Origin of the sequence: Vibrio sp. 10N.261.52.A1 (genome assembly GCF_002876325.1) — a bacterium.
Classification (GTDB): Bacteria; Pseudomonadota; Gammaproteobacteria; order Enterobacterales; family Vibrionaceae; genus Vibrio; species Vibrio chagasii.
In genome coordinates this window covers 1-10,849 of the sequence record NZ_MCYD01001435.1, presented here as the reverse complement: position 1 = coordinate 10,849, position 10,849 = coordinate 1, and the positions used below count along the sequence as shown (strand labels likewise).

At 44.3% G+C, this 10,849-nt stretch carries 11 protein-coding genes; 3 read left to right on the top strand and 8 right to left on the bottom strand.

The genetic code is table 11. The annotated features are described in order from the left end of the window. Positions 1–15 precede the first annotated feature (15 nt). The 3 genes from BCT81_RS28885 to BCT81_RS28875 all read right to left on the bottom strand — a co-directional run bounded on the left by BCT81_RS28885 (position 16) and on the right by BCT81_RS28875 (position 2,067). Positions 16–696 (bottom strand): ChrR family anti-sigma-E factor, encoded by a 681-nt coding sequence (locus BCT81_RS28885; protein ID WP_102426654.1) that lies wholly within the window; start codon positions 694–696, stop codon positions 16–18. Next, the gene (locus tag BCT81_RS28880) at positions 689–1,336 is read right to left on the bottom strand and encodes a sigma-70 family RNA polymerase sigma factor (protein WP_004736997.1); all 648 of its coding nucleotides are present in this window, start codon (positions 1,334–1,336) and stop codon (positions 689–691) included. The genes BCT81_RS28885 and BCT81_RS28880 overlap by 8 nt, the downstream gene beginning before the upstream one ends. A 110-nt stretch (positions 1,337–1,446) precedes the next feature. After that, positions 1,447–2,067, bottom strand: coding sequence for an LON peptidase substrate-binding domain-containing protein (locus BCT81_RS28875; RefSeq protein ID WP_102426653.1), 621 nt, complete (start codon positions 2,065–2,067; stop codon positions 1,447–1,449). A gap of 287 nt (positions 2,068–2,354) precedes the next feature. Between BCT81_RS28875 and BCT81_RS28870 the strand changes: the two genes are divergently transcribed. Beyond that, complete coding sequence (locus BCT81_RS28870; protein WP_004736999.1) at positions 2,355–2,741, top strand: tautomerase family protein; 387 nt, start codon at positions 2,355–2,357, stop codon at positions 2,739–2,741. A 120-nt stretch (positions 2,742–2,861) separates the two neighbouring features. Here BCT81_RS28870 and BCT81_RS28865 read toward each other — a convergent pair whose 3' ends face one another. After that, positions 2,862–3,674: a DUF4344 domain-containing metallopeptidase gene (locus BCT81_RS28865; protein WP_102426652.1), complete on the bottom strand. Its 813-nt coding sequence runs from the start codon at positions 3,672–3,674 to the stop codon at positions 2,862–2,864. Between the two features lie 186 nt (positions 3,675–3,860). Here BCT81_RS28865 and BCT81_RS28860 point away from each other — a divergent pair, with 186 nt between their 5' ends. After that, positions 3,861–4,217, top strand: a complete 357-nt coding sequence (locus tag BCT81_RS28860) for a YibL family ribosome-associated protein (RefSeq protein WP_004737001.1) — start codon at positions 3,861–3,863, stop codon at positions 4,215–4,217. 315 nt (positions 4,218–4,532) lie between these two features. After that, on the top strand, positions 4,533–5,759 hold the full coding sequence (gene gltS, locus BCT81_RS28855) for a sodium/glutamate symporter (RefSeq protein ID WP_102426651.1): 1,227 nt from the start codon (positions 4,533–4,535) through the stop codon (positions 5,757–5,759). A gap of 113 nt (positions 5,760–5,872) precedes the next feature. Here gltS and norW read toward each other — a convergent pair whose 3' ends face one another. From norW to BCT81_RS28835, 4 genes are all read right to left on the bottom strand, one after another. After that, positions 5,873–7,042, bottom strand: a complete 1,170-nt coding sequence (norW, locus tag BCT81_RS28850) for an NADH:flavorubredoxin reductase NorW (protein WP_102426650.1) — start codon at positions 7,040–7,042, stop codon at positions 5,873–5,875. A gap of 1 nt (position 7,043) precedes the next feature. Further along, positions 7,044–8,558: an anaerobic nitric oxide reductase flavorubredoxin gene (gene norV / locus BCT81_RS28845; protein ID WP_102426649.1), complete on the bottom strand. Its 1,515-nt coding sequence runs from the start codon at positions 8,556–8,558 to the stop codon at positions 7,044–7,046. 264 nt (positions 8,559–8,822) lie between these two features. After that, the gene (locus BCT81_RS28840) at positions 8,823–9,479 is read right to left on the bottom strand and encodes a nitroreductase family protein (protein WP_102426648.1); all 657 of its coding nucleotides are present in this window, start codon (positions 9,477–9,479) and stop codon (positions 8,823–8,825) included. Positions 9,480–9,803: 324 nt separating this feature from the next. After that, positions 9,804–10,670: a glycerol kinase gene (locus tag BCT81_RS28835; RefSeq protein WP_102426647.1), complete on the bottom strand. Its 867-nt coding sequence runs from the start codon at positions 10,668–10,670 to the stop codon at positions 9,804–9,806. Positions 10,671–10,849: the final 179 nt, after the last annotated feature.

The following is a 10,849-nucleotide window of genomic DNA, read 5'->3' as shown; positions in this document are numbered from 1 at the left end:
GTAATGTAACTTAACTTAATAAATGTATTTACCCAGTGGGTTGAACAGTTGGCTCACCCCTTTGGTGAAGTACAAGGCGTCGCTTGATACTGTCAGGCACACACACCCTTCTTTCGTTGCTGGCTGATGGGTATGATTTCCGTCTAACCAGATAAAATCGCCTTTGTTGTAAACACCCATTTCGTCTTCGAAACTGCCTTCTAATAATAGAGTAATCTCGAAACCCTTGTGTGTATGGCAAGGCACTTGGCCGTCTTTATCAATGTGCAACAAGCTAGTGTGGTGAGCGTCATCTTCAAAATCGAGTCGTGCTCGAGATATCTTCCCGAGATTCATCCAGTCCTTTCTCGCGATTGAACTCAACGCACGTGGAATGGTGAAGGTAGTATCAGCGACAGTCACTTGTTCCGCTTTTGATTCCACCTCGATTGATTGCGACAAATCGGCAGTGATCTGATCAATCACATCAAAATTGAAATCTATGTCGTCGGCAAGGAAGCTATCTAGTTCATTACTTGTTACTGTTTGCTGCTCATCAAATACGCTGTCAGCTGCATTAGCCGTTAGCTGCTGCACCTTTGCCTGGCAATGTTCACATAGCTCGATATGGCTGGACACAATTAGGGAAACTGAGTCAGCAAGCGTGCCATCAACAAAGTTTTTCAATATTGCATCGTTTGGGTGATGTTTAATCATGGCTTTGTTCCCCCATGTGAACCTTAAGTTTGGCTAGAGCGAGTCTTAAACGGGATTTCACGGTTCCAAGCGGGACGCCGAGTTGCTGAGCGAGTTGCTCTTGTGACAGCTCTTGGAAGTAAACGCCTTTCACTATGGTTTTCTGAGCTAGAGGGAGCTTCTCGATTTGCGTCATGACATGTCGGCTCATTAGATGATCGCCAAAAGGCAAATCTTCGTTTTGAGTCTCAGCCACCATAGCGTCTAATGGCCAAATGTCGTCAGCTATCGTTTGCTCTGCTTTTGCTTTTACCTTGCGAAGCATATCGAATGCTGCGTTTCGCATTACTGTGTAGACCCAAGTGGTTGCAGCACCTTTATCTTCATTGTAGAGGTGCGCTTTCTTCCAAACATTGGTCATGGTGTCTTGAACCAACTCGTTAGCAGCGGCTTCGCCACCAAGTTTGCTGATTCCGAAACGTTTGATTTTGGGTGCGAAGAACTTGAACAAACAGGTGAATGCCTGCTTGTCTCGGTTTTCTCCCACCGAAATCAACCAGCTTGAGAGCTCTGTAGGTACCTTGTTTTCACTCGGTAATTTGTTGTCGGGAATGATGACATGCTCCTTGCCCTTCCCTTTACTTCTGCTTTCCACTTGCATAGTCAGTAACCATCATGCGAATTTGAGTGGCACTACGTGCAAAGCATCAGTAGGGATCACTTTTGTTTAAATTAATTTTTACTATACAAAATTATAGTGAAAAAAAGTGTTTACTGCCCCGTAATGATTTGATTCAAAAAAGGAACTAGCGAGGGAAAACTCGCGGGTTCTGTAAATTCTGATTTCTTTTCTAACGGGATTGGCATCATCTCGAGCAATCGCGCACAAATCCACTGCGGGCTATCAAAATCTGGGGTCGGGTAGAGCGTTCTGATTGAGTCGTGGTCATGGAATAACTGCACTAGAAATGCAGTAAAGACATTGGGCACATCATAGTCGAGCGCTGGCCAATGGGGTAAATCATGGAATTGGCTTTTAATCAGGCCGTCGCTTTGGCGATGTGAGGAGTACAACTGCACTAAGTTTTGCCCTTCTACGTCGATCTCCAACAACTGATCATCCGACATATTGAAATCGACAATCGTGACCTTAGTTCCCCACGTACTAAGATGTTCGGACTTTGTGTTGTCTTGCGTCGCGATGATAAAACCTTCGCCTTTGGCAGCGTGTGCCACCATGGTGAGATATTTTTGTTCGAAGATTCTTAGCCTTTGTCTCCCTCCTGGCAAAAGAAAGATGGGGAGGGGGAACACAGCAAGCTCTAGAGAAGACTCTACGGGTTTGTCTGGTTTGGCTTCTGTCCGCGTGATCTTCCCAGTTGAATTCGGCACATAGCACTCCTTAGTTCAAAGATGATTTAGGAGGGTATACGGACTGTTTGAGAGGTTCGATCAATCTAGGTCAGGAGGTGGTTATTTATTGATCGAAGTTGTTTGGCAAACCAGCTGCAATAGAAGGATATGTTTTTTGTTGCACTTGTTCATAAATTCATCGTCCGTCTCTTCTTTAGTCGATGTCATTAGGTAGTATATGGATAAATAGTGAGCGAGCAGAAAGGGTGAATGGCTGCTTCTTTCTAACTTTCTTCTTTACTTAACATCACATCGAAGGACTGGTCATGATTGTTATTTATGGTATCAAAGAGTGCTTAAACCCGATTAAGTTAGAGCTCTCTAATGTTTTGCAGCAGTGCTTAAATAGTGAGATGGGGTTGCCAGATGACAAGCGAGCACATCGTTTTGTGCCATTAGAACGAGATGACTTCTTTTACCCAGAAGGGCGAACGCAGGCCTATACCGTTATCGAGATTAATATGATGGAAGGACGCGCTGTTAACACCAAAAAGCGCTTAATTAAGAAGATATTTTCTGAGATTGAAAAGCAGCTCTCTATCTCTCCGATCGATATTGAAATCACCATCAAAGAGCAGCCTTCACATTGTTGGGGGTTCCGAGGGATGACTGGCGATGAAGCACAAGATCTGAAGTACAAGGTGAATGTCTAGGTTTTGTCTGACGTCTCATTTTGCGTTCCCCAAACAACATTCAGCGGCTTTAAAAGCACGAAGCCGCTGTTGGAAGTAGCAGTTGTATGGGGAAACTTCTGAACAGTGATAGTGAAGTTCTTAACTATCGTCGCCCTCTTTTAAATATCGATGCCAATTGGCGTTGATGACATCAAAATGCTCTACGCAAAACTCTTTTCTATCTTTCAGATAGTCGTTTTCAACTTCATCAAGTAAGTTTTTGTAGGCCTCAGGATCGCTGCCATAGACCAAACATAGGGTTGAGAAGTAGCGCTGTAGGTCGAAGCTGTGCTCATCAATGTATTCACCCAAATCGTAATACTCTGGGCGGTCATCTGATTCGAAGGCGAACATATCAGCTGCGCTTATCGCTGCATCCGTGCCGTGTTCGACATAGTTGATAAGTAAGATGGTCGCTAAATTATCAACCGCGTCTTCTTCTTTACCTAGAATGGCTATTTGCTGATCTTCAACATAGGCATGGCCAGCCTCATGAATCAGCGTATGGAGCAAGGTATCGATGGCGCCAGTTTGCGCGGATTTCCGATAATCTTTTTCGTATTGGTTCTTTTCAAAATAGTTGAGTGATTCGGCGTAGAAGCTGTAAGGAATCAGTACATGATGAGTTTGCGGGTCGTAGAGCGGACCCTCATCGCCACCATATTGAATGACCAAAGGCTGTTTGAACAGGAACAACTGATTCGATAGGTCTACCATGGTGTCATTAACGCCACTCTTCTCAATCTCTTGCTTAAGCTGTCTCTCTATTTCGTCTTGAGGCGCTGAATACTCAATAATCAGATTGTTGTCGTGCATGCTTTCATTAGAGGCTTCGCTGGATGCATAACTTGTGGCAAATACAGAGCCAAGGACTAGGCTGTAGGTCAATACTCTTTGTTTCGGTGATGTCATTACGCTTCCTTGTGGTTGATGTCTGATCGGCGGATTAGTGGCATTTTTTATCGATGAGCTGATAGACAGTTTAGGCTGTTTTTTATTCCAAAGGCTATTTATCAGATAAATTTCGGTTCAGGTAAACCCTTGTGCTATACTCCGCGCCCCAATCCGAATTGGCTTGCTTAATCTTAGGAAATTATTATGAGTGCTAAAAACGAACTTCAACAAATTAACAACCGTTTAGACAAGTGTCGCCATAAGTTAGCGGCTGCTAAAGCTCGTAATGATCGCCCTGTTGTTCGTCAATTTGAAGACGAAATCAAAAAGCTAACAAAGAAGATTGCACAGCTTAAGCACAAGCAAAGCTACGATGTGAATCAAGAACGTAAGTCGTTGCTTGATATGCCATTTAGCCGCGAGATTACTAAAGCTGAGCAAGCGGATATGGGTAAACTGAAAAAGTCTGTAAAAGGATTAGTCGTTGTTCACCCAATGACGAAGATTGGTAAAGAGCTTCGTCTTGAAGTTATGACGGGTTATGCTCCTAAGAAATTCTAATTACCAGCGATGGTAATAAAAGAGGAGCTAGCGATAGCTCCTTTTTGCTTTTTTAGGTATTCAGAAAGGGTTAAATCGACGATAGCATCGGCGATAAGATAAACAGATAGGTGTTGATTTGGGCCATAGAATCTCTCATCGCCTACTAAAGTTAACGTGTTACTAACATGACACTTAGCTGACACGCTAATGTGTTCGGTTTCTAATCCAACAATTTCTCATCAATTTGCACAAATATAGGCAGAGCAACACAAATACTTACAGATAAAACTAGACTCATTAAGGAAGATGAGAATGTAAAACAATAGAGGTTATATGAATCAATTAATTTCAATAGGGCCACTAGAATCTTTCTTAATCGCGATCAGCGTTTTGTTTCTAGGTCATTTTGTAAACGCAAAGCTACCGATTCTCAAAAAGTACAATATCCCAGAGCCCATAGTGGGCGGCTTAATTGTTGCTTTTGCGATTACAGGCCTGCATTTTAACGGCGTTGATCTAGAATTCTCCCTACCTTTACAGAACACATTCATGTTGATGTTCTTTGCGACTGTAGGTCTTGCTGCTAACTACACACAGTTAATGAAAGGCGGTGCGAAGGTATTCTTGTTCTTGGGCGTCGCTTCGGTATATATCATCATCCAAAATGGTGTGGGTGTGACGTTAGCTACCGCGCTTGGTCTTGAGCCGCTAATGGGCTTGATTGCAGGTTCTATTACGCTATCTGGTGGTCACGGTACAGGTGCAGCTTGGTCGCAAACCTTTGCTGATACTTATGGCATTGCCAACACGCTAGAAATCGCGATGGCTTCGGCAACCTTTGGTTTGATCGTTGGCGGTATCATCGGTAGCCCGGTGGCACAAAAGCTGATCGACAAAAACAACCTTGAATCAGAGTACGGCACAGGTACACAAACGCACGAGCGTTTCCCTGAGCTGGTGACGTATAACGAGTATGAAGAAGACAAAGTGACAGCCAAGAAGGTGATTGAAGTATTGTTCATTCTCCTTATCTGTATCACAGGTGCGCAATACCTAGAGCAATGGGTGGCGACTTTTGAAATTTCTTGGTTGACGATTCCTGACTTTGTTTACGCTCTGTTTATCGGTGTATTCATCACTAACGTGTTTGAAGTGACTAGGCTGCATAAAACCGATAGCGAAACCGTTGATATTCTGGGTACTGTGTCACTGTCTCTATTCTTGGCGATGGCGTTAATGAGCCTGAAACTGTGGAACATCTTTGACCTTGCGATCCCATTCTTGGTGATCTTGAGTGTTCAAGCAGTGGTACTTGGTCTGTTCTCTTACTTTGTGACGTTTAAAGTGATGGGTTCAAACTACGACGCAGCGGTTATGTCGGGTGGTCACTGTGGTTTCGGCCTAGGCGCAACACCTACAGCGGTAATGAACATGGGCTCTTTGGTGAACCGATTCGGTCCATCACCACAGGCGTTCATGGTGGTGCCAATCGTCGGCGCATTCTTCATTGATATCGTTAACCTGATTATCCTGCAAGGTTACATCTCGTTTATCGGTTAATGTGAACACTTCGCTTAACGCACAGAAAAGCCAGTCTATTGACTGGCTTTTTTCGTTTTGTAGGACGCTGCTTATGTTATTGAGTTTGAGCTATTGGGCTTATGTCATTGAGATTAAGCGGGTGAGCTTGTTTGTAGCTCTTTGAGCAGTGGGAATGCAGCTTTGGTATGCTCTCCAGTGACGATAAACCCAACCAATTGATTATCTGCATTGAAGCCTTTTGCGATAATGCCTTTCGGGTCAAAGCGAGTCTCCCAGCTTTGAGCCGTTTGTAGATCGCGGCCTGCAAGTTGAATGGGGTAGCTTGGGGTCTTCACCTTGGTAATGATGTGAGGCAACTTGAGTTTTATGTCAGCGGTCGCAGGTACTTCATCACTCGCAATGAGCTGCTTTGCCAACACATTAGCAGACAAGATCGCGGGCTGGAGATAAGCCATGATACGCCCTTCAATTTCGGCACAATCACCAATCGCATAAACATTATTAGCACTGGTTTTCATCGTTTGGTCGACAACGATCCCTTTGTTGACGGTGATTCCGGCTTGTGTCGCTAATGTTGTGTTCGGTTTCAGCCCTGCTGCTGCAATCACAGCATCCGTTCGTATTAATCGAGAAGCGGTGGTTTGTAACCTTATATCCTCTTCGAGGTAAGTCGCTCGACAAACTGCAGAGTCTGTTTCAACGGTCACCCCTGCTTTTCTTAACACTTGCTCCAATTCTAGAGAAACGAAAGGCGGCACCAAACTGCTCAAGAGATAGCTGGCAGGCTCGATGATCGTGACATCTTTCCCAGCGGTTTGGAGGTCAAAGGCAAGCTCGACTCCGATCAGGCCGCCACCAATAACAGTGACACGCTGAGCATCATCGATCTGCGCTTTATGCTTCTCAAACTCCTCTAGGCTATTGAGCGTGATTGTCGCACCACGTTTTAACCCTTTTGCTGGTGGAATAAATGGTGTGGCCCCCGTTGCTAACACTAACTTTGTGTAATGGATTGGTTGGCCATCGACACGAATATACTGTTGCTCAACATCGATTTCGCTGACAAGCGCTTTAGTTTTAATAACCACGTTGTACTGCTCAGCTAACTGCTGAGCATTATGTATGGTGAGTGTTTCGGGCGTTTGTTCTTGACTGAACGCGTGCGAAAGGTTCGGCTTACTGTACTCAACCCCCGAATCTGCCGTGATCATGGTGATCGCGATGTCTTGGTCGAGCTTACGTACCATCTTGATAGTTTGTAGGGCAGCGAAACCGCCACCCACAATTACAATGTTCGACATATTACTTCTCCACAAATACTTCTTTGCCTAAATGGCACTCAGGGCAAAGGAAGTCATCAGGTACTTGTGCCCATGGTGTTCCTGGTTCAACACCTTGGTACGGTTCACCTAATTGTGGGTCGTATACCCATTCACAAACCGTGCAACGCCAGCATGTGCAGTCTTCGCTGTGAGCGGGGGGCACGTCTGCCTGCTGTGCTTCTTTGGTAGAAGCTGTTGCAACGGCTTCTGGTTCAGTTGTTTGTTCTGGCTGATTGTCCGAAGTGTCGATTTTCTTTACGCTGCGTTCTACTTGTTTAGGTTTACTTACCTCGTTTGCATCGGTACGCCAAACTTCAGCCAATGTCATGCCGTAATCGATGCATTGACGAAGGGCATCTGTGTCTGGTTTCCAATGGATGTGTTGCGGAGCGCTGACTTCGAAGTTTGCTTCACGTAGGCGAGCATCGATGCGTTTTACTGCGCCACCTGTCCAACCTGAAGACCCGAAGGCTGCTGCTCTTTTTCCGGCAAAACGTAAACCGTGTATCTCTTCGAGTAAGGCTGCGATTTGCGGCATCATCACATTGTTCATGGTTGATGAGCCAACAAGTACACCTTTTGATCTGAAGATATTGGCAAGGATGTCGTTTTTATCATGCTTGGAAATATTGAACACCTTGATTGCCGTTTCTGGGCTTCCTTTACGGATCCCTTTCGCAATGGCATCGGCCATCATACGAGTGTTGTTCGACATGGTGTCGTACACAATTGTGATGCGGTCTTCTTTATAAGCTTTCGACCATTTGTAGTATTGCTCTACGATCTGGGTGGCGTTATCTCGCCAAATACAGCCGTGAGAAGTGGCGATCACATCGATCGGTACACCTAAACTCAACACTTCTTCGATCTTGGCTTTTACTAGAGGTGCAAATGGCGTCAGGATATTCGAGAAGTAACGCAGGCACTGTTCGTGCAATTCAACTTGGTCTAATTGGTCGTTGAACAGGTTTTCATCGCAGTAGTGTTGGCCAAAGGCATCATTACTAAACAGAATTTCGTCGCCTGTTAGGTAAGTTGCCATTGAATCTGGCCAGTGCAGCATTTTCATCTCAACAAAGATAAGTTGCTTACCATTACCGATATCCAGTGTGTCGCCGGTTTTTACCGTTCTGAAGTTCCAGTCTGGCTGGTGATGATGGCCGACAATCGAGTTCACACCGGCTTCTGTGCAGTAGACCGGGGTATTAGGGATCTTAGCAAGTAGCGCGGCAAGAGCGCCTGAGTGGTCTTCTTCGGCATGCTGACAAATGATGTAGTCGATCTCGTTGATGTCGATTTCCATCTCAAGGTTTGCAAGGAATTGCTCCGTAAAGCGATGGTCAACGGTATCGACAAGCACCGTTTTCTCTTCACGGATTAGGTACGAGTTATAACTGGTGCCTTTGTTCATGTGATATTCCTTGCCATGGAAATGCTCGGTTTCCCAATCGTGAATACCAACCCAGTGAACATTTGATTTAACGTGAATAGTCATAATGATAATACCTTATTTGAATTTCTAAGGTCATCATTGCACTAGTCGTACCATGTTTTTAAGATATTGTTTTTAATGGTTTTGTTTGGTTTTTTGAGCTTGCTTTTGTGTCTTTATGACATTCTAAATTTTGTGATTAATATGATTCTAAAGTGTCTATTTGACTCTGGTGATTTCCAATGCTGACCAACAACCAAAAGGCGCGCATAAAAAAGGCCAGACGAAAGTCTGGCCAAATAAGCAGTGCAATTTATTGGTTGGTTTTTAAAGCGTAGTCACGACTTCATCAAGAGCTAGACGCGCTTTTGGTTTACCGTGGTTGTAGTCTTCGCCGTCTTTGTGGTAACCGATAGCCAGTGCTACATCAACAACGTGACCTTCTAGCTCGTCAGCAAACTCTTCGCTGATCATTGCCGCGTCTACACCTTCCATTGGAGTTGAAGCGATACCAAGGCGAGCAAGTGTGTGCAGTGTGTTACCCAGTGCAATGTACACTTGAGACTTAGTCCAGTTACCGTTGAAACCTGTTTCGTCAGTGTTCATTTCTGCGAATGCGTAAGCACCTAAGAACTGTTCATACATTTCAGCAGGTAGGTGACCAGAGCTTACTTCCGTATCTGCGCGTTTCGCGAATTTCTCTTTAGTGTACTTAGGATCGTGAGCGAACAGGATTGTGTGTGACGCTTCTTTCGCATGTGGTTGGTTAAACTGGAACATGTTCTCGAAAGTGTTGTGGAAACGTTGTTTTGCCTCGTCGCTCTCAATGATGATGAATTTCCAAGGCTGAGAGTTGATAGAAGAAGCTGACAGACGAAGTGCTTCTTTGATTACTTCCATGTCTTCCGCAGAGATGCGTTTTTCTGCATCGTATTTTTTAGTTGTGTAACGAGTGTTTAGATCAGTAATGATTGGATGAGTCATGTTGAATCCTAATATCTATCAATAATAAATGTTGTAGGGTGTTATGTTCGGTAACGTCAACAATAAACGGATAACGCATTTGGGCTTTGTCTCTAACATCATCGGTCTTTAATAGAACGGGTTTCTAAGAAACAAGCGCTGAAATGGTCATCGAACATGCCCCAATAAATCGAGTATCTGCGGTAGCTCAAGTCGATGGAGGTAAGATAATAGAAGATTAGCTTGGGAAAAATAGCGAACATATCAAATCACTATGGTAAATAATGTCCATAATGATTCGATAAGTGTGATCTTAATAGGTTTGAATTGTCTAGATTCAGTCGTTTAGTACGCCTTTATGCCATATTGACGCAATAATGGTGGAAGTACGCTGTCTAGGTTTGGAATATCTTCTGGTGTGATTTCAATTAAGCCAAAACCATACTCGGCATAGATTTTCCTCGTCGCTTCACGCTTTTCCTCGGCGATTGGCGCAGAGTCGGTTCCCCAAAATTGGATGTAGACTTTGCCACTTGGAAGATAAAAGTCACTGATCACTTCTTTTGCTATTGGCAGTGGACGCTCGTACGCATGTACCACACCCGCCATATATAGCCAGTTGTCGATGATTAGCTCCCCTTTTGAACGCACATAGTGTCCATCCAAGGTTCTATGCTTGGCCTCGAACTTTTGGCGGAAGCTAGAAAATGACACATCCGTTGAGTGGCTTTCTGCATCGTGCCCTAGGAATTCAACAACTGATTGCTTCAAACGTTTATTGCGGACTAATGAATCGTGCCACACCACGAATAAGTTTTGTGTGGCTTTATCTTCTCTCTGTTCACCACCGGCCTTTAAACCTGTTGGGGTGACGTGCCAACCGTCTTCTTCTCTTGTTATCCAACCAAGTTCATTGAGCAAGAGGTTAATTTTCTTTGCGCTGAGCTTGAAAGCACTCCCAAGTTGAGTTGCGGTTAGTGTTTGCCCTGAGAAGGTGTCCAAATCGATAAGTAGCTTCTCAGGCCAGACAATGAAGACACCAAACTTTTTGTGTTCTACATACTCCCCACCAAAGCTTTCACCTCGTTCGGTCAGCACCCATCGATCCTGTGAACGTACGATATAGCCGGCCGCTTTTAGGTCACTGAATAGAGTTTTAGCTTCTATATCTCTCTGTTTAGCGAGAGCTGATGTGGAGATCTTGTCTGACATAGTCTTCTCTTAACTCGTTATTGGGCTACTGGATAACGTTGGGGTAGGCGTTACTAGAATAACACATCTATTTTAAGCAATTTCGCTCCTTCATTGTTCATGTATTTTGAGGTTTAGGGGCTGGGAAAATCAGAATTTCGAAAAACAGGCATTAATTTGATTATGTAATTAAATTACAA

Excerpts from the sequence above, each read along its gene's own strand:
- BCT81_RS28885 (WP_102426654.1), bottom strand. The coding sequence starts at position 696 with ATGATTAAACATCACCCAAACGATGCAATATTGAAAAACTTTGTTGAT.
- norW (WP_102426650.1), bottom strand. The coding sequence starts at position 7,042 with ATGTCGAACATTGTAATTGTGGGTGGCGGTTTCGCTGCCCTACAAACT.
- BCT81_RS28870 (WP_004736999.1), top strand. The coding sequence starts at position 2,355 with ATGATTGTTATTTATGGTATCAAAGAGTGCTTAAACCCGATTAAGTTA.
- norV (WP_102426649.1), bottom strand. The coding sequence starts at position 8,558 with ATGACTATTCACGTTAAATCAAATGTTCACTGGGTTGGTATTCACGAT.
- BCT81_RS28860 (WP_004737001.1), top strand. The coding sequence starts at position 3,861 with ATGAGTGCTAAAAACGAACTTCAACAAATTAACAACCGTTTAGACAAG.
- BCT81_RS28835 (WP_102426647.1), bottom strand. The coding sequence starts at position 10,670 with ATGTCAGACAAGATCTCCACATCAGCTCTCGCTAAACAGAGAGATATA.
- BCT81_RS28840 (WP_102426648.1), bottom strand. The coding sequence starts at position 9,479 with ATGACTCATCCAATCATTACTGATCTAAACACTCGTTACACAACTAAA.
- BCT81_RS28865 (WP_102426652.1), bottom strand. The coding sequence starts at position 3,674 with ATGACATCACCGAAACAAAGAGTATTGACCTACAGCCTAGTCCTTGGC.
- BCT81_RS28880 (WP_004736997.1), bottom strand. The coding sequence starts at position 1,336 with ATGCAAGTGGAAAGCAGAAGTAAAGGGAAGGGCAAGGAGCATGTCATC.
- gltS (WP_102426651.1), top strand. The coding sequence starts at position 4,533 with ATGAATCAATTAATTTCAATAGGGCCACTAGAATCTTTCTTAATCGCG.